Raw genomic sequence first — 16107 nt, 5'->3', positions numbered from 1 at the left:
ACACATACGTATTACAGCCTGCGGGGGTCGATGATGCTCCTAGCCGCACAGGACTCTCCACGGCGGGGGAGCGCAAGCCCGACTGCAGGACTTAGGTGAACAACCAATGTCAGTATACGTAGACTACGACGTGCCGGCCGACCTCGCAGAGCGAGCCCTCGAGGCCCTCGAGGTCGCCCGGGACACCGGTGCCGTGAAGAAAGGAACGAACGAAACCACGAAAGCCGTCGAGCGCGGCAACGCAAACCTCGTCTTCATCGCCGAGGACGTCTCCCCCGAGGAGATCGTCATGCACCTGCCCGAGCTCGCCGACGAGAAGGGCATCGGCTACATCTTCGTCGACACGCAGGACGAGCTCGGCGCGGCAGCCGGCCTCGAAGTCGGCAGCGCCGCCGCGGCCATCACGGACGCCGGCGACGCCGAGGACGACGTGGAAGACATCTCCGCCAAAATCGCGGACCTCCAGTAAGCGATGAGCGCAGAAGAGGACCCGGCGTCTGACTCCACCTCCGCCGAAGTCATCGAGGTCGTCGGTAAGACCGGGATGCACGGCGAAGCGATGCAGGTGAAGTGCCGAATCCGCGAGGGCGAGAACCAGGGCCGCATCATCACGCGGAACGTCCTCGGCCCCGCGCGGGTCGGTGACGTCGTTCAGCTCCGCGAGACGGCCCGCGAAGCCGACTCCATCGGAGGACAATAATGCCTCAGACCAGAGAGTGTGACTACTGCGGCGACGACATCGAGCCCGGCACGGGCACGATGTTCGTCTACAACGACGGAAGCACCATGCACTTCTGCTCCTCGAAGTGCGAGAAGAACGCCGACCTCGACCGCGAACCCCGCGACCTCGAGTGGACCGAGGAAGGCCAGAGCGCAGAGGGCGAATAATGACCGAGCGCACCTTCGTCATGGTGAAGCCCGACGGCGTCCAGCGCGGCCTCATCGGCGACGTCGTCTCCCGCCTCGAACGCAAGGGCCTGAAGATGGTCGGCGGGAAGTTCATGCAGATCGACGAAGACCTCGCGCACGAGCATTACGGCGAGCACGAAGGCAAGCCGTTCTTCGACGGGCTCGTCGAGTTCATCACGTCTGGACCGGTGTTCGCGATGGTCTGGGAGGGCGACGACGCCACCCGTCAGGTCCGCCGCCTCATGGGCGCGACGGACGCACAGGAGGCCGCTCCCGGCACCATCCGCGGTGACTACGGGAACGACCTCGGACACAACATCATCCACGGCAGCGACCACGAGGACGAGGGCGCGAACGAGCGCGAAATCGACCTCTTCTTCGACGAGGAGGAACTCGTCGACTGGGACCTCTCCACCGCGGACTGGGTCTACGAGTAACTCCCCTCTTCGTCTCTCACTATTCGAACGGCGCGGAGCCGCCGGCACGCCGCTCGAAACGCCGCCCGTAGCGCCACGCGTGTAGCGGCACTCGTAACGCCGCTCAAAGCTCGCGGTGTGCCGGCTGGCACACGTTTATACGGCTCGTGGCTGAGGGTCGGGTATGAGCGACGACATGACGCGGCGCGGACTGCTGGGCGCGCTCGCGGCGGGCGGAGCGGCCGCGGGCACGCTCGCGCCGGTCCGCGGCTACCTCCGCGATTTCGCACCGTTCACGGGGTCGACGTGGGCGGCCGCCGACGCCGGGGAGCGCGCGCTCGACTCGCCGCACGGCGCGGCGACGGTGCGCTACGACGACTACGGCGTGCCGCACGTCGAGGGCGAGTCGGAGGCGGCGCTCTTCTACGCGGTCGGATACGCGCAGGCGGCCGACCGGCTCTTCCAACTCGACCTCCAGCGCCGCGTGATGTCGGGTCGGCTCTCGGAAGTCGTGGGCGCGGGAACGCTCGGCTCCGACGAGTTCCACCGCCGCATGGGGTTCACGGAAGCCGCGGAAGCGACGTGGGCTGCGACGGCGGGAACGCCGGCCGGGGACGCCGTCGAAGCGTTCGCGGCGGGCGTGAACGCCTTCATCAGTGACGGGCCGCTCCCGCCGGAGTTCGGCCTGCTCGACTACGAGCCCAGCGAGTGGACGCCCGCGGACACGATGCTGATGGAGAAGCAGATCGCGTGGACGCTCACGGGGAGTTTTCACTCCCTCCGGATGGCGCGCCTCCGCCGGGAGCTCGACGCAGACGTCGTCGAGGCGCTCTACCCGTCCCGGCTGGACGGCGTGACGCCGATTATCCGCGACGGGGCGCGCGAGGACGCCGCGCTCGCGGACCGCCGACCGCCGGACGCGGCCGTCCCGGACGGCGCGCTCGTCGAGTGGCTCTCCGAATTCGAATCACCCGCCGACATCGGGTCGAACTCCTGGGGCGTGCGGGGCGACGCGAACGCCACGGGGCGGGGTGCGCTCGTCGCGAACGACCCCCACCTCTCCCTGATGGCACCGCCCGTCTGGTACGAACAGCACCTCGCGGGCGCGGGGCTGAACGTCCGCGGCGTGACCTTCCCGGGCGTGCCGTTCGTCGTCATCGGCCGGAACGACCGCGGCGCGTGGTCCTTCACGAACGTCGGCGCGGACGTCCTCGACTGCTACACCTACGAGACGCGGGAGGGCGAATACCGCTACCGGGGCGAGTGGCGGGCGTTCGACGCGGCGACGGAGACGATTCCGGTCGCGGGCGAAGGGGACCGGACGATGACGCGGCGAGAGACCGTCCACGGGCCCGTGCTCGAACGCGAGGGCGCGGAGGTCGGCGTGGCGTGGACCGGCCTCGCGGCGACGCGGACGACCGAAGCCATCTACGCGTTCAACGAGAGCGAGGGCGTCGACGACGTCCGGGAGGCGACGCGGAAGTTCGACGAGCCGACGCAGAACCTCGTCTACGGGGACGCCGACGGCCACCTCCTCTACTACGCCACGGGCGCGATACCGATTCGGCGAACCGACGGCGACGTCGTCCGGGGCGACCGGGTCTTCGACGGCTCCGCCGGCGAGGGCGAGTGGCGCGGCTTCACGCCCTACGGGACCGCCGACTGGGAGGGCGACGGCTTCGTGCCGTTCGACGAGAAACCGCACCTCGACGACCCCGCCTACGTCGGCACGGCGAACCAGCGCGTCACGGATGACAGCGAGCACTATCTCGCGGCGGCGTACAGCGACCCCTACCGCGGGAACCGCGTCTACGACCTCCTCGACTCGCGACTCGCGGGTGGCGAGACCGTCGAGCGCGCGTTCGTCCGCGGGATGCAGGCCGACACGCACGACGGCCGGAGCGACGTTCTCCCCCGCTTCCTCGACGCCGCCGGCGGGATGGCCGGCTACGCAGAGGACCTGAGTCGGCTCGCGGGCTGGGACGGCCGCATGGACCGCGAGTCGCGGGCTGCGCTCGTCTTCGCGTTCTGGTTCGACGCGTACCGCGAGGCCGTCGCGGACCGCGTCCTCGCCGACACCGACATCGACGCGAGCGACGAATCCTACTGGCCGCGCGACTGGGTCGTCCACCACCTCACGCCCGACAGCCCCGTCCTCGACGGCGTCGACGACTACGCCGCGCTCGTCCAAGACGCCCTGCAAACCGCAGAAGAGCGTATTGCTGCCGCCGGCTACGAGACCTACGGCGACTACAACACGACGGGCGTCATCACGCACCCCTTCGACCAAGGCTTCCTCAACTACCCCGAACATCCGACCGATGGCTCTCGCGCGACGCTGAACAACTACGCTCGCGAGCGCGCCGACACCGGAAGCCCGACCGGGTCGAGCTGGCGGATGGCCGTCGACGCCGGCGGCGACGCCGAATGCATCGTCCCCGGCGGCAACTCCGGGATATTCCTCTCCCCGCACTACCGCGACCAGCTCCGCGCGTGGGCGGACACGACCTACAAGGACTACGCGCTCGCCGTCGACGGCGACGTGCGCTTCACGTTCACGGAGGCCGAGCGATGACGCTCCGAGACGACGTCCGCGCGCGCCGGGAGACGCGGTGGGCGGCAGTAATCGGTGGGGGCTTCCTCGGCGTCGTCTTCGGGCTCGGCCACCCGCTCGGCTTCTTCCTCGGTGGTGCGGCCGCCGGCCTCGGCCAGCCCTCCGTCTTTCGTGGCGTCGTCGCCGGCGCGCTCGCCGGGCTCCTCGCGTGGGTCGCGTTCCTCGCCGGTCTCGCCTCGACGGGCGCGCTCGAACCCGCGCTCGCCGCGACCGCGCCGCTCGCCGTGAGCCTCGCCGCCCCGCTCGTCCTCGGCGCGTTCGGCGGCCTGCTCCGCGGCGTCGACCGGTAATCGGGAGGTGACCGAGAGCCCGCGAGAAGACACTTAGGGGACGAACGAGAACGCGTCCACGATGCCTGACCGCTCCGTGCTCGCGCTCCTCGTAGTCGGTCTCCTCCTCGTTCCCGGGCCGGCGTACGCCGTCGCGCTCGACGACCTCGGCGGCGAGGACCGCTACCGGTCGTCCGCCGGCTATCAGGCCGAGCGCATCGACGTCTCGAACGACACGCTTCTCACAGAGCGATACGCCATCCGACTCTCCTTCCAGCCCGACGATATGCAGTGGCGACACGTCCGCGCCGACTACCGCGCGCCGAACCAAACGCGAGACGTCCTCGACGCAGCGATGCAGAACGGCTCCGCGTCGACGACGAACGCCTCCGTCACCGCTGACCTCCGGGCTATCGAGCGGAACTACACCCTCCTCACGCACGAGTTCGACACCTACCACGCGTTCAGTGTGGACGTCGCCGGCGAGACGACGACCGTGACCACGAGCGAGGCGAACGCCTCCGAAATCGGGGATATGGTCCGCGAGCGCCTCGTCGTCTCCTACGCGAACATGACCGCCGAAGAGCGAGCGACCTTCCAGAAGATTCGGAACGCGACAGTGAGTGAAGGGGAGTACGACTACCGGCCGTGGCGGGACGAACCCCTCCCGCCGGAGCCCGTCGTCGAGCGAAACGACACCTACTACGCCGTCCGGCACACGTCGAGCACCGACGACTTCGGCTTCCCCGACGGTTTCTTCCTCGGGTTCGTCGCCTCCGGCGTCGGCGTCCTCTGCCTCCTCGCCGCCGCCGCACTCTGGCTCTACCGTCGGGTCCGGGAGTGAGGGTCAGTCCGCGTTCGGTTCGGGGGCGGCGACGTCGATGTCGCCGGCGTCGAGTTTGGCTTCGACGTTCCGGGTGGCTTCGACCATGTTTTCCATCTTGGCGTAGGCGACCGGGCGGGGGAGGAGTTTCAGGCCGCAGTCGGGGCTGACGGTGAGTCGTTCGGGCGGGACGACTTCGAGGCCTTTCTCGATGTTCTCCTCGATCCGGGCGACGGGTTCGGCTTCGGCGGTGTGGGCGTCGACGACGCCGAGCGCGAGGTCCTTGGTGAACGTGGGGTCTTTGAAGACGTCGAGCTGGTCGTAGTCGCCGTTGGCGAGTTCGAGGTCGAGTTCGTCGACGGGGAAGTCGAGGAGTTCGGGATAGATGCGGGAGTAGTCGCCGTAGCAGACGTGGAGGCCGATGCGGACGTCGGTGTCGATGCCGGAGACGATGCGCTCTAAGCATTCGCCGACGATGGCGTGGTCGTCGGGGGTGGTGGCGAGCGCGGGTTCGTCGATCTGGATGTAGCGCGCGCCGGCGGCGACGAGTTTCTCGATCTCCTCGTTGACGAGGTCGGCGAGGTCGTAGGCGAGCGCTTCCTCGTCGGGGTAGTGTTCGTTGAAACTCCAAGAGGCGAGCGTGTAGGGGCCGGTGATGGGGACTTTCACCGGTTTGTCGGTGACAGACGCCGTGAATTCGTACTCGTCGACGAGCCAGGAGTCGGCGTACTCGACCTCGCTGACGACGCTGGGTTTGTCGAAGTAGTTGTGTCCCCAGACTTTGACAGGGCCATTGAACTCGTAGCCGTCGATGCGGTGGGCGAAGAATTCGACCATCTCCTCGCGCCGCATCTCGCCGTCGACGACGACGTCGAGGCCGGCGCGGACGTGCTCGTCGGTGATGAGGCGGCTGGCGTCGTCTTTGGCTTCCTGCCAGTCGCCGGCGTCGAAGTCCGACTCTTCGGATTCGTACTGGTCGCGGGCGCGGTTCACCCACGTCGGTTTCGGGTAGGAGCCGACGACGGTCGTGAGGAGGAAGTTGTCGTGTTCGTGGCCGTCGGGGCGGAACTGCTCGCGGTTGCCGGCCTGTGTGCGGTCGCTCATGCGTCCACCTCCGTGGCGTCGACGCGGTCAGCGGCGGTGGCGAGCGCGTCGAGTTTCGCTTCGAACTTGTTCGTCGGGAGATGGAACAACTCGGTGTTCGGGGTGAGGTAGGTCGTCGTGAAGTCCATGCCGGGGAGGCGCTCCGTGAACCAGTCGAGGCGCTCTTCGATGATGTCGGGGGATTCGACGAGCGTGTTCTGTCCGTCGACGAGGCCGAGCGAGATGGCGTCGGGCGCGCCGTACTCGCCGACGAGGACGGCGTTGTCGTCGGGGGCGGAGACGAGGTCGAGGCCGACGCCGTCGATGTCGGCGTCGAGGAGGTGCGCGTAGACTTTGTCGGGGAGTGCGCCCCAGTAGGACTGGACGATCACGGGCGCGTCGACGGCGGACGCGACCGTGTCGATAGCGTCGCTCGCGCGGGCGTCCGGGCCGTCGCCGGGCGGGTCGGTGGCGAGGCTGGGTTCGAGGAGGAAGAGCGCGTCGACGTCCGGGAACTCGGCTGCCTCGCCGGCGAGGAAGTCGCCGAGGGCGGCGAGGAAGTCGGCGTCGTCCCCGTAGTAGTCGTCGGTGGCGAGTTCGGCGAGCGAGTAGGGGCCGGGGAGGACGGCTTGGAGGGAGTCGGTGTGCTCGCCGGCGCGTTCGAGGTCCCGGGCGACGTCGCCGGACGCCTCGAGGGCGTCGGTGACGATGGGGTCCCGGTAGAAGTTATTGTTGTCGTAGTAGCGGACGATGCCCCCCGTGTCGACGGCGTCGTTGACGGTGAGGGGGTGGGCGAGCATGTCGTCCCAGCGGGCCTGGCCTTCGACGTGGAGGTCGAGGCCGGCGGCCTGCTGAGTGTCGAGGTGCGTCGCGCGAGCGTCGTCGTAGACGGCCTCGATCTCGGGCGGTTCGTCGCCGGAGACGAGGTCGCCTTTCTGGTGGCCTTTCAGGTCGGCCAGCGTCTCCCGCGCGTCGTCGGGGAGCGGGAAGAGGCCGAGCGTCGTCGCGGTTAGTGGCATCTACTCGAACCCTGGTAACGCGCGAGGATAATATTTTCCCTACCGGAGTATACTCGGCAGTTATTCGCCGGGGTGGAGGGCGAGGATGGTCAGCGTCTCGAACGGGAAGGACTCGTCGCGGACCGCCGCCGTCGAGAAGCCGCACTCGCCGGCGTATTCGGCGACCTCGTCGACGCCGGAGAGGGTCGACGCGAGCAGGAAGACGACGCCGCCGGGCGCGAGCACGCGCCCCACGCCGTCGAGGAATACTTCTGTTACTTCCCGTCCCGTCTCCCCGCCGGTGAGCGCCGTCTCCATCCAGTCGTCGCGCGCCGCGACCGGCTCCTCCGGCAGGTAGGGCGGATTGAACACCACCGCGTCGAACGCCCCGTCGCGGAACGGCTCGGTGAGGTCCGCGCGGACCGCCTCGACGCCGCGCTCCCGCGCCTGCCGGCACGCGTGCGGGTTCACGTCGCTTCCCACCACGCGCGCCCCCGTCTCCGCCGCGACGCTCGACGCCACGTATCCCGACCCCGTCCCGACCTCCAGAACGGTGTCCCCGGCGTCGACGCGCTCGACCACGACCTCGGCGAGGAGGTGGGAGTCCTCCGCCGGCTGGTAGACCTCTGTCTCGACCCCGCGGCGTTCGGCGAGCGCGTCGCTCGTCTCCGCGTCGGCCTCGTCACTCACTGCGACCACCCGACTCCCGCTCCGCGTCGCCCGAACCCGCGTCCGCGTCGGCCTCCCGGACGCCGACGCCCTCCGACGGTGAATCCACGTGGAACCCGCCGGCTTCCGGGCGCGACGACATCTCGCGCTGCGGGAACGGGATCTTGATGTTCTCTTCTCTGAACGCCGAGTGGACGGCGGAGATGACGGCGGTCTGCGCGCGCCACTTCCGGCGCGCCGACGGCTTGTCGATCCAGAACCGCAGGCCGATACCGATGGAGGAGCCGCCGAACTCCGTCAGGACGGCCTGCGGGCGCGGCACCGAGAGCACGTCGTCGACCTCCTTCATCGTGTCCGCCGCGACGTCGAGCGCGCGGTCCACGTCCGTATCGTAGTCCACGCCCACTTGGACGTGCAGGCGCAGGCGGCCCTTCCGCGAGCGGTTGATAATCTCCTCGGAACCGACGTAGTCGTTCGGGAGGATGACGTACTCGCCGTCGAACGACTGGATGCGCGTGTTCACGATGGTGATGTCCGTTACGATCCCCTCGTTGTCGCCGATCTCCACCCAGTCGCCGATCTCGAACGGCCGGCTGAACATCAGGACGAAGCCCGCGAGGAGCGCGCCGAGCGTCTGCCTGGCGGCCATCCCGAGGATGATGCCCGCGAACCCCGCCCCGATGAGGAGGCCGGAGAGGTTGATCTCCCAGAGGCCGAGCACGGCGAGGACGAAGGAGAGGTAGATGGTGATCTGGAGGACGCGGAACGACACCTCCGCTTGGTGGTCGGTGATGTCCTCGCGCTCCTTGACGAAGTTGTTCACCATCCGGTGGACGACGCCGGTGGCGACGTAGACGAAGACGAACAGGCCGAGGGAGACGACGACGCGCACGCCGACCTCGATGGACGGCTGGAGCGCCTGCAGGAGTTGGAGGACCTGTGCTTCCACCTCCCAGAACACGACCAGCGTGCCGCTCGTCCCGACGAGCAAGAGGAGGAGGACGACGGCGAGCAGGACGTCGACGAGGCGCTGTGAGAAATCCCCGCGGACCGCCTCGGCGAGCCGCCGCACGCCGACCCAGACGCCGACCGCGACGGCGACGACGAGCGCGGAGAGCAGCGCGCTCTCCAGCGGCGAGAAGTCGACGAGCGCGGCCTGCGCGGGGAGCGCCGTCACGCGGGGTCACCCACGTCCAGCGCGAGGTCCGCGAGCGCCGCGAACCCGGCCGGCGTGAGGTCGCCCGGACGCTTCGACAGCACGTCCTCGCCCGCCGCGTCGACGACCGCGTCCGGCGCGTTGAGACCGGAGATGTGCGCCGTGTTCCGAATCGCGTTCCGCACCGTCTTCCGCCGCTGCGTGAACAGCGCCTTCACGAAGTCGAGGAAGAATTCCTCGTCGGCGACCGCGTAGTCGGGGTCGCGCGGCGTCAACCGCACGATGGCCGACTCGACGCGCGGCTGCGGGGCGAACGCCTCTCGTGGCACTGTCTCCACGACCTCGACGTCCGCGTAGTGCTGTGCCGCCACGGACAGGCGACCGTACTCGCTCGTCCCCGGCTCCGCCGCCATCCGCTCCGCGAACTCCGACTGGTACATCAAGACCAGCGGCCTCCCGAGCGGCAGGAGTCGAAAGGTGATCGGCGACGACGCGCTGTACGGGAGGTTCGAGACACAGCACGTGAAGTCGGGGAGGTCGACGTCGACCGCGTCGCCCTCCAGGACCGTGAGGTCGTCGCCGACGTGCGCCGCGAACTCCTCGCGGAGGAAACCCGCGAAGTCCGGGTCGCGCTCCACGACCGTCACGTGTGCGGCGACGTCGAGCAGGCGGTCGGTGAGCGCGCCCGGCCCCGGCCCGATTTCGAGGACGTGCGAGCGGTCGAACGACTCCGCGTACGTCGGAATCCGGTCGATGACGCGGTCGTCGACGAGGAAGTGCTGGTCGAAATCCGGGTTCCCGCGGCCCGCGCGAGCGATGAGGGCGTCCGGGTCCCTGTCAGTCATTACGCCCGCCTAAGCCCCCGCGGTTCCTAAGTCCTACGAGGAACGGAGAACGGAACGACCACGCGCGGATGCAAGCGGAAACAGGATGCACGCGCGGCGGGGAGAACGCGTCCGCGTTACGACCGCGTGAAGAGGTGGTACTTCAGGGTGTTGTCGGTGATCTCCTCGAAGATGCGTTCCTCGATGACCTCCTCGGGGTCGTGGAGGCCGCTGACGCGCTCTTCGAGTTCCTCGAAGCTCTCGAAGGGCTCGCGGCGGCGTTCGTCGAGGATCTTATCGCGGAGTTTCTGCCCGATACCGGGGAGGAGGTCGAGTTGGTGCTGGCGGAGGCTCACCGCGCCCGCCTCGTTGAAGACGTTCACGAAGCGCTCCTCGTTGTCCTCGATGATCTCCGCGACGACGTAGTCGAGCTCGGAGCGCGCGCCGTCCGTCAGGTCGTCGTAGTCGACGCTGTGTCCGCGGTCGATGCCGTCATCGAACGACGGTTCGACCTGGACGTGATCGCCGATGGAGATGTCCGTGTTCTCGGCGAGCGCGAACTCGTAGAGCGTGAAATCCTCCTCACTGACCCCGTACGCGACCGGAACGTCACGGTACGCGGACCCGGCGGCGTCCGACCGGCCGTGGTGGAGCACGTCGAGAATGACGGCGTACGTGCCGCTGTTGGAATCGGTGTCCGTCTCACTCATGACTCGACCTACACACACCCGACACTTAAAGAGACTGCCAGCGGCCGGGAGTTAGGCGTACTTCGCGACGACGTCGAGGACGTCGTCGAGTTCGTCGCCGGAGAGCGCGTACCGCTCCTGGGCGAAGACCGCGCGGAGCTCGTCGCGGTTCCGCGGCAGCAGATCCGCGATCTTCACCGCGGACTTGGCCTCGATGCCTTCGAGTTCGAGGAGTTCGTCGACGAGCTCGCGTGACTCCTCGCCTTCGAGCACGGCGAAGCGGTTCACGTGCTCGACGGCGCGCGCGAGCTCGTACCGCATCTCGCGGTCCTCCTCGAGCGACCGCTCGGCTTCGACGTCCGCGAGGAGCTCCTTGGCCTCCGAGACCGTCAGGAGTTCCTCGTCCACCGTCTCTTTGAAGATCGTCATCTTATTCCTGCGCTTTCAGGTGCGCGGGGCGAGCGATGACGGTCTTGTCCTTGCCGCCGTCCGAGACCTGGACTTTGTACGCGCGGCCCTGCGTGCCGACGATCTCGCCGGTCAGACCGCTGAAACGCGCGTGGAAGCGACCCTCGGCGACCGAGGGGTCGATCTTGAGGTGGACCTTCTGGCCGTCCTCGAAGTCCTGAACGGCGCGTTGCGGCGGGGACGTCCCGCGCTCCCGGGGGTTGTTCGAGAGTTTCTTCCGCGTACTGTTGAGGGGTCCGTTGGAACTCGGCATAGTCGTATGCCTACGCTACTGGCGACGCCGTTATAAAACGCACGTTCCCGTCTCGACGTGCGTGCGTGTGGCGTGGCGGCGATGGGCGGTTTGCCCACCCACGTCGACGAGGAGGGTGTCGCCGCCGGCCCGAGGCGAGCGTGTGGGTTTGGGTGAGTATCTCGCGCGGGCACGCTGCACGCCGGAACGAACAGACCTAACTCGCGGCCGGGCGGACTCGTGGGTATGAGCGACGAGAACGAGCTGTTCGAGACGCGAGCGGTGCACGCGGGCCAGGAGCCCGACCCGGAGAACGGCGCGCTGATGACGCCCATCTACGCGAACTCGACGTACGCGCAGGCCGCGCCCGGCGAGCACACGGGCTACGAGTACAGCCGAACCGGGAACCCCACGCGGACGGACTTAGAGGACAACCTCGCGGCCCTGGAGGGCGGCGAGTACGGCCGCGCGTTCTCCTCCGGGATGGGCGCGATCAACACCGTGATGAACCTCTTAGAGGCCGGCGACCACGTCGTCACGGGCGACGACGTCTACGGCGGCACGCACCGCCTCTTCACGCAGGTCTACGACAAGTACGACGTCGAGTTCGACTTCGTCGACACCACCGACCACGACGCCGTCGCGGACGCGATGCAGGAGAACACCGAACTCGTCTGGGTGGAGACCCCGACGAATCCGCTGATGCGCGTGAACGACATCGACGCGCTCGCGGACATCGCCCACGACAACGACGCGCTCTGCGTCGTCGACAACACCTTCGCGACGCCCTACCTCCAGCGCCCCCTCGAACACGGCGCGGACATCGTCGCGCACTCCCTCACGAAGTACCTCGGCGGGCACTCCGACCTCGTCATGGGCGCGCTCGTCACCGACAGCGAGGACCTCGACGAACGCATCGCGTTCTACCAGAACTCCGTCGGCGCGACCCCCAGCCCCTTCGACTGCTTCCTCGTCCTCCGCGGCACGAAGACGCTCCCCGTGCGCATGGATCGCCACTGCGAGAACGCGAACGAACTCGCCCACTGGCTCGACGGCCACGACCACGTCGAATCCGTCTACTACCCCGGCCTCGACTCCCACCGCCAGCACGACCTCGCCGCCGAGCAGATGGACGGCTTCGGCGGGATGCTCTCCGTCGAACTCGACGCCACCCTCGCCGAGGTCAGCGACGTCGTCTCGAAGACGCAGGTCTTCACGCTCGCCGAATCCCTCGGCGGCGTCGAATCCCTCATCGAACAGCCCGCCGCGATGACGCACGCCGCCATCCCGAAAGAGGAGCGCGAAGCCGCCGGTCTCACCGACCCGCTCATCCGCATCAGCGTCGGCGTCGAGAACGTCGAAGACCTCAAAGCCGACCTCCAGCAGGCGTTCGAAGCCGCGTTAGAGTAACGCGGTTCGAAACGAGCGCCGAAGGCGCGAGTGAGAACCGCGGAATAACGAGCGGGGAGGGACGACCCGCGAGTAGACGAGATTCGGAGCGAGCAGAGCGAGAACCTCGAAAAGCGAGCGGAGCGACTGGAAGGAGCGACACGCGAGCACGGTCGAAACGAGCGCCGAAGGCGCGAGTGAGAACCGCGGAACGAACGGCGACCAGCGGGAGCCGTGAGTCGCGCGTCGCGAGGAGTGAGCGACCCACGAGCTATGTGCGCGTCGCGCTCCGACGGCCGGCTACCGCCACCTACACGTTTTTGCTTGCGGCGGCCGACCCATCGGGTATGGAGTTCACCGAGGGCGTCTACGATTTGCCTGTTACGCTGGAGACCGACGACGGCGAGCGCGTGTTCCACCCGAGCGCGGTGGAACTCGAAGACGGCGGTCTCCTCCTCGTCGACGCGGGCTTCGGTCACACGCTCGACCAGCTCGAAGCGAACCTCGACGGTCACGGGTTCGGCCTCGCGGACGTCGAGTTCGTCCTCCTCACGCACCAGGACGGCGACCACGTCGGCGGTCTCGCCCCGCTCGTCGACCGCGTGCCGGACGTCACCGTGTTCGCGCACCGCGACGACGCGCCCGCTATCGACGGCCGCGAAGCCCCCATCAAGGGCCAGGGCGACCGGTATCCCGCCGTCCCCGTGGACGTCGAACTCGCCGGGGGCGAGACGTTCCGCACCGCCGCCGGCCCGCTCGACGTCGTCGCCACGCCCGGCCACACCCCCGGCCACGTTTCCCTTCACCTCCCGGAGCGCGACGTTCTCCTCGCCGGCGACGCCCTCACGGCGGACGACACCGGCCTCCGCGGCCCCAAAGAGCACTTCACCCCGAAGTTGTCGCAGGCCATCGACTCCGTCCGGGCGCTCGCCGACCGAGACCCGGAGACGACGCTCGCCTACCACGGCGGCCTCGTCGAACACGGCCACGGCCGCGTCGCCGACCTCCACGACGAACTCGACGCGGACCTCGACTGACCCGCGGACGCTGCCGTCGCCCTCGCTTTTTCGCATCGACTCAAACAGTCGCTTGCGTCCGCGCTACGGGTATAGGCCGGTCGTGCGTAGCGCCGCGTATGCATCGCCGGTCAGTGCTCGCGGCGCTCGGGCTGTCGCTCTCCGCCGGCTGTAGCGGGCCGCTCGGCGCGCTCGGTGTCGAGACCGAGCGCGGCGGCCCGACGGTCACGTCCGATCCAGTGCCCGACGCGCTGCGTGCGGCCGTCGACGTCGCCGTGACCGCCGGCGGGAACCGACGACCGGTCGTGGTGACGGTTGCGGTCACGAACGACACCGCGGAGACGCAGTCCTATCGGTTCGGCGGCGCGGCCCCCTGGTCGGCGCTCGACGCCCAGCGCGGTCCGAACGGCGCGAACGCCGTGCTCGCCCCCGGCGGCCGCGCGAGCGAGTACGCCCCAGACAACGCCGGCCGGTGCGCGCGCGCCACCGGCCACGTCCGAATCCCCGGCGAATCCGTGGTGCGCGACCTCGCTCCCGGGTCGACGCTCACCGGCCGCTACGCCCTCCTCGCTCCCCACGATGCGACCGACTGCCTCCCCGCCGGCACGTACCGCTGGCGCGCGAACACCTACCTCGGGAACGCCGATTGGGGGTTCACGCTCCGGCTCCCCGACTGACCGCGCGCGGCGGAAGAGCCATACCTGTCCCCTGCCTCTCCACGCCGCGTGACAGCCCCACTCACTGCGCCCACGTTCCCGCTCGACGACGCGGACGAACGCCTCGTCGAACGCGCCGCCGACGCGACGCGCCGCGCCTTCGACCCGGACGGATTCGGCGGGTCGCACGCCGTCGGCGCGGCCCTCAGAACGACCGACGGCGACGTCTACACCGGCGTCAACGTCCCCTCGAACGTCCGGCGGACGAGCCTCTGCGCCGAACCCATCGCCCTCGGCAGCGCGCTCGGCGACGGCGCACGCGCCTTCGACGCCATCGTCGCCGTCCGCCACGAAGACACCACCGAGAGCGGCGACCCCGAAGTCGTCCCGCCCTGCGGAGCCTGCCGCGAACTCACCGCCGACTACGGCCGCGACATCGAGACCATCGTCCCCCGCGACGGCGACCTCGTGAAAGTCCGCGCCGTCGACCTCCTCCCCACCCGCACCTGGTAGACGCGGACTCACCCTCCCGTGAAAGTGCGAGCGAGCGACTGAACGAACGTCGTTGAGCATCGGCTGAGACGGTTACCGGGCGTAGAGATTCCCACCGGACTTGCTTCCAGAAGGGGACACGAGCACTCTGCGAGCGTTCGCGCACCGAGTGGCTCGTTAGAGCCCGAGGTGCGCGATTCACTCGCCGTAGGCGAGGCCGACGAGTGACTAACGCGCGGCGGAGCCGCGCGGCTGGAACGAGGAGGCTTTTAGTCCAGGTTTTTATCGAGCATAGCGCGAAGCGCTATGCTCGCAATAAAAAAGTGGGTTTTTAGATCCGACCGACTTCGTCGACGTCGACGGATTCGACGCCGTCGACGCCGCCGAAGGCCTCTTCGACGGCTTCGGTGCCGCCGGCTTCGTCGGGGATGATGACGGTCGGGAAGAGGGCGACGAGGCCGAACGCGACGTCCTCGCGGTCGGTGCGGGAGATTTTGGCACCTTCGGGGAGCGCGGATTCGAGGCGCTCGGTGAGGTCGTCGAGGTCGACGTCGGGGCTCTGCGGCATGACCTTGATGCGGGCGGCGACCTTCCCCATCGTTACGGCCCCCGGAACCCGCAGTCGGGGCATTCGTAGAGGTTACTCTGTTTGCGGCATTTGGCACAGCGGTAGATCTGCTGGCCGCAGTCCGGGCATTTGAACGCGGCGGCGTTCGTGCCGGAGATGTTGATGCCACAGGAGACGCACTTGCGTGCCTGTCGCGCTTCACTCATACTTCACTGTAGCCGACGGAGGCGGTTTAACCGTTGTCCTTCGGCGGCGCTAGCGTGCGGGTGTGGTTAACTGCCGGGGAGGATGTCACCGAGCGCGGCACCGAGCGCGGTGGGTCCCCAGGCGACGGCGATAGTGCCGGCGGCGACGGCGGGATCCGCGGGGAGTTGCCCCCAGCCGGCGAAGACGAGGACCGTGGTGAGGAGACTGGCGGCGATGACGCCGACGAGCCGGCGGGGAATGACGCCGAAGAAGGGGTCGGCGACGCGGACGTCCTGGATGTCGGCGACGTAGAGGACGCCGTAGACGAGGGCGAGCGTGGCGACGAGCGTGCCGGCGAAGGCGAGCGGGCGGGCGGCGACGAACGCGCCGGCGTCCCCGGTGCCGGATTCGACGACCATGGGGATGCAGAAGAGGACGCTGCCGAGGGTGGCTTCGGCGAGGTCGGCGCGGTCGAAGCCGTGGATGACGCGGCCGAAGACGGGGGAGTCTCGCTGGAGGTCGACGGCGGTCTCGATGGCGTCGGCGACCTGCTCGCGGGCGTCGGGGTCGTCGATGGTGTCTTCGAGGGCTTCGAGCTCGTTGAGGAGGTCGCCGACGTCCGGTGCCTCGTCGTCCATACGTGTGCGTGG

General features: G+C 68.7%; 22 protein-coding genes. 11 read left to right on the top strand and 11 right to left on the bottom strand.

The features are described from left to right. Positions 1–106 precede the first annotated feature (106 nt). The 7 genes from rpl7ae (at position 107) to IEY26_RS05615 (ending at position 5052) form a co-directional block, all read left to right on the top strand. Positions 107–469, top strand: coding sequence for a 50S ribosomal protein L7Ae (gene rpl7ae, locus IEY26_RS05645; protein WP_188976689.1), 363 nt, complete (start codon positions 107–109; stop codon positions 467–469). A gap of 3 nt (positions 470–472) precedes the next feature. Further along, positions 473–700 carry a 30S ribosomal protein S28e gene (locus tag IEY26_RS05640; protein WP_188976687.1) on the top strand — a complete coding sequence of 76 codons (228 nt, stop codon included), beginning with the start codon at positions 473–475 and terminating at the stop codon, positions 698–700. Beyond that, positions 700–888 carry a 50S ribosomal protein L24e gene (locus tag IEY26_RS05635; protein WP_188976685.1) on the top strand — a complete coding sequence of 63 codons (189 nt, stop codon included), beginning with the start codon at positions 700–702 and terminating at the stop codon, positions 886–888. The genes IEY26_RS05640 and IEY26_RS05635 overlap by 1 nt, the downstream gene beginning before the upstream one ends. Beyond that, on the top strand, positions 888–1346 hold the full coding sequence (gene ndk / locus IEY26_RS05630; protein ID WP_188976683.1) for a nucleoside-diphosphate kinase: 459 nt from the start codon (positions 888–890) through the stop codon (positions 1344–1346). The genes IEY26_RS05635 and ndk overlap by 1 nt, the downstream gene beginning before the upstream one ends. A 163-nt stretch (positions 1347–1509) precedes the next feature. Next, positions 1510–3900 (top strand): penicillin acylase family protein, encoded by a 2391-nt coding sequence (locus IEY26_RS05625; protein ID WP_188976681.1) that lies wholly within the window; start codon positions 1510–1512, stop codon positions 3898–3900. Then, positions 3897–4229 (top strand): hypothetical protein, encoded by a 333-nt coding sequence (locus tag IEY26_RS05620; RefSeq protein WP_188976679.1) that lies wholly within the window; start codon positions 3897–3899, stop codon positions 4227–4229. The genes IEY26_RS05625 and IEY26_RS05620 overlap by 4 nt, the downstream gene beginning before the upstream one ends. 61 nt (positions 4230–4290) lie before the next feature. Then, positions 4291–5052: a hypothetical protein gene (locus tag IEY26_RS05615; protein WP_188976677.1), complete on the top strand. Its 762-nt coding sequence runs from the start codon at positions 4291–4293 to the stop codon at positions 5050–5052. Between the two features lie 3 nt (positions 5053–5055). Here the strand turns inward: IEY26_RS05615 and IEY26_RS05610 are convergent, their stop codons facing one another. From IEY26_RS05610 to IEY26_RS05575, 8 genes are all read right to left on the bottom strand, one after another. Continuing rightward, a complete protein-coding gene (locus IEY26_RS05610; RefSeq protein ID WP_188976676.1) occupies positions 5056–6135 on the bottom strand; it encodes a methionine synthase in 1080 nt (359 codons plus the stop codon). Beyond that, on the bottom strand, positions 6132–7133 hold the full coding sequence (locus IEY26_RS05605; protein ID WP_188976674.1) for a 5-methyltetrahydropteroyltriglutamate--homocysteine methyltransferase: 1002 nt from the start codon (positions 7131–7133) through the stop codon (positions 6132–6134). The genes IEY26_RS05610 and IEY26_RS05605 overlap by 4 nt, the downstream gene beginning before the upstream one ends. A gap of 60 nt (positions 7134–7193) precedes the next feature. After that, a complete protein-coding gene (locus IEY26_RS05600; RefSeq protein ID WP_188976671.1) occupies positions 7194–7802 on the bottom strand; it encodes a HemK2/MTQ2 family protein methyltransferase in 609 nt (202 codons plus the stop codon). Continuing rightward, entirely contained in the window at positions 7795–8958 is a 1164-nt protein-coding gene (locus IEY26_RS05595) for a mechanosensitive ion channel family protein (RefSeq protein WP_229773933.1), read from the bottom strand. Before IEY26_RS05595 ends, IEY26_RS05600 begins: the two co-directional genes overlap by 8 nt. Next, positions 8955–9782: a 16S ribosomal RNA methyltransferase A gene (locus IEY26_RS05590; RefSeq protein WP_188976668.1), complete on the bottom strand. Its 828-nt coding sequence runs from the start codon at positions 9780–9782 to the stop codon at positions 8955–8957. Before IEY26_RS05590 ends, IEY26_RS05595 begins: the two co-directional genes overlap by 4 nt. Positions 9783–9898: 116 nt before the next feature. Further along, positions 9899–10471, bottom strand: a complete 573-nt coding sequence (locus tag IEY26_RS05585) for a DUF655 domain-containing protein (protein WP_188976666.1) — start codon at positions 10469–10471, stop codon at positions 9899–9901. A gap of 51 nt (positions 10472–10522) precedes the next feature. Beyond that, positions 10523–10879, bottom strand: a complete 357-nt coding sequence (locus tag IEY26_RS05580; RefSeq protein ID WP_188976664.1) for an RNA polymerase Rpb4 family protein — start codon at positions 10877–10879, stop codon at positions 10523–10525. Position 10880: 1 nt separating this feature from the next. Next, the gene (locus IEY26_RS05575; protein ID WP_188976662.1) at positions 10881–11171 is read right to left on the bottom strand and encodes a 50S ribosomal protein L21e; all 291 of its coding nucleotides are present in this window, start codon (positions 11169–11171) and stop codon (positions 10881–10883) included. 225 nt (positions 11172–11396) lie between these two features. On the opposite strand from IEY26_RS05575, the gene IEY26_RS05570 reads away from it, so the two are divergent. From IEY26_RS05570 to IEY26_RS05555, 4 genes are all read left to right on the top strand, one after another. After that, complete coding sequence (locus tag IEY26_RS05570) at positions 11397–12560, top strand: cystathionine gamma-synthase (protein ID WP_188976660.1); 1164 nt, start codon at positions 11397–11399, stop codon at positions 12558–12560. 326 nt (positions 12561–12886) lie between these two features. After that, positions 12887–13576, top strand: a complete 690-nt coding sequence (locus IEY26_RS05565; RefSeq protein WP_188976658.1) for an MBL fold metallo-hydrolase — start codon at positions 12887–12889, stop codon at positions 13574–13576. A gap of 98 nt (positions 13577–13674) precedes the next feature. Further along, complete coding sequence (locus IEY26_RS05560) at positions 13675–14232, top strand: hypothetical protein (RefSeq protein WP_188976656.1); 558 nt, start codon at positions 13675–13677, stop codon at positions 14230–14232. Positions 14233–14280: 48 nt separating this feature from the next. After that, positions 14281–14724, top strand: a complete 444-nt coding sequence (locus IEY26_RS05555) for a cytidine/deoxycytidylate deaminase family protein (protein ID WP_188976654.1) — start codon at positions 14281–14283, stop codon at positions 14722–14724. Between the two features lie 310 nt (positions 14725–15034). On the opposite strand, the gene IEY26_RS05550 is transcribed toward IEY26_RS05555, so the two are convergent. The 3 genes from IEY26_RS05550 to IEY26_RS05540 form a co-directional block, all read right to left on the bottom strand. Continuing rightward, a complete protein-coding gene (locus IEY26_RS05550; protein WP_188976652.1) occupies positions 15035–15301 on the bottom strand; it encodes an elongation factor 1-beta in 267 nt (88 codons plus the stop codon). A 2-nt stretch (positions 15302–15303) separates the two neighbouring features. Continuing rightward, positions 15304–15477 (bottom strand): HVO_2753 family zinc finger protein, encoded by a 174-nt coding sequence (locus tag IEY26_RS05545; protein ID WP_188976650.1) that lies wholly within the window; start codon positions 15475–15477, stop codon positions 15304–15306. A gap of 66 nt (positions 15478–15543) precedes the next feature. Next, positions 15544–16095 carry a DUF2391 domain-containing protein gene (locus IEY26_RS05540; protein WP_188976648.1) on the bottom strand — a complete coding sequence of 184 codons (552 nt, stop codon included), beginning with the start codon at positions 16093–16095 and terminating at the stop codon, positions 15544–15546. Positions 16096–16107: the final 12 nt, after the last annotated feature.

The sequence above is a fragment of the Halocalculus aciditolerans genome (genome assembly GCF_014647475.1).
GTDB classification, from domain to species: Archaea; Halobacteriota; Halobacteria; order Halobacteriales; family Halobacteriaceae; genus Halocalculus; species Halocalculus aciditolerans.
Note: the sequence above shows the minus strand (reverse complement) of the source record. Positions and strands in the feature narration are given on the sequence as shown.

Excerpts from the sequence above, each read along its gene's own strand:
- rpl7ae (WP_188976689.1), top strand. The coding sequence starts at position 107 with ATGTCAGTATACGTAGACTACGACGTGCCGGCCGACCTCGCAGAGCGA.
- IEY26_RS05640 (WP_188976687.1), top strand. The coding sequence starts at position 473 with ATGAGCGCAGAAGAGGACCCGGCGTCTGACTCCACCTCCGCCGAAGTC.
- IEY26_RS05635 (WP_188976685.1), top strand. The coding sequence starts at position 700 with ATGCCTCAGACCAGAGAGTGTGACTACTGCGGCGACGACATCGAGCCC.
- ndk (WP_188976683.1), top strand. The coding sequence starts at position 888 with ATGACCGAGCGCACCTTCGTCATGGTGAAGCCCGACGGCGTCCAGCGC.
- IEY26_RS05625 (WP_188976681.1), top strand. The coding sequence starts at position 1,510 with ATGAGCGACGACATGACGCGGCGCGGACTGCTGGGCGCGCTCGCGGCG.
- IEY26_RS05620 (WP_188976679.1), top strand. The coding sequence starts at position 3,897 with ATGACGCTCCGAGACGACGTCCGCGCGCGCCGGGAGACGCGGTGGGCG.
- IEY26_RS05615 (WP_188976677.1), top strand. The coding sequence starts at position 4,291 with ATGCCTGACCGCTCCGTGCTCGCGCTCCTCGTAGTCGGTCTCCTCCTC.
- IEY26_RS05610 (WP_188976676.1), bottom strand. The coding sequence starts at position 6,135 with ATGAGCGACCGCACACAGGCCGGCAACCGCGAGCAGTTCCGCCCCGAC.
- IEY26_RS05605 (WP_188976674.1), bottom strand. The coding sequence starts at position 7,133 with ATGCCACTAACCGCGACGACGCTCGGCCTCTTCCCGCTCCCCGACGAC.
- IEY26_RS05590 (WP_188976668.1), bottom strand. The coding sequence starts at position 9,782 with ATGACTGACAGGGACCCGGACGCCCTCATCGCTCGCGCGGGCCGCGGG.
- IEY26_RS05585 (WP_188976666.1), bottom strand. The coding sequence starts at position 10,471 with ATGAGTGAGACGGACACCGATTCCAACAGCGGCACGTACGCCGTCATT.
- IEY26_RS05580 (WP_188976664.1), bottom strand. The coding sequence starts at position 10,879 with ATGACGATCTTCAAAGAGACGGTGGACGAGGAACTCCTGACGGTCTCG.
- IEY26_RS05575 (WP_188976662.1), bottom strand. The coding sequence starts at position 11,171 with ATGCCGAGTTCCAACGGACCCCTCAACAGTACGCGGAAGAAACTCTCG.
- IEY26_RS05570 (WP_188976660.1), top strand. The coding sequence starts at position 11,397 with ATGAGCGACGAGAACGAGCTGTTCGAGACGCGAGCGGTGCACGCGGGC.
- IEY26_RS05565 (WP_188976658.1), top strand. The coding sequence starts at position 12,887 with ATGGAGTTCACCGAGGGCGTCTACGATTTGCCTGTTACGCTGGAGACC.
- IEY26_RS05560 (WP_188976656.1), top strand. The coding sequence starts at position 13,675 with ATGCATCGCCGGTCAGTGCTCGCGGCGCTCGGGCTGTCGCTCTCCGCC.
- IEY26_RS05550 (WP_188976652.1), bottom strand. The coding sequence starts at position 15,301 with ATGGGGAAGGTCGCCGCCCGCATCAAGGTCATGCCGCAGAGCCCCGAC.
- IEY26_RS05545 (WP_188976650.1), bottom strand. The coding sequence starts at position 15,477 with ATGAGTGAAGCGCGACAGGCACGCAAGTGCGTCTCCTGTGGCATCAAC.
- IEY26_RS05540 (WP_188976648.1), bottom strand. The coding sequence starts at position 16,095 with ATGGACGACGAGGCACCGGACGTCGGCGACCTCCTCAACGAGCTCGAA.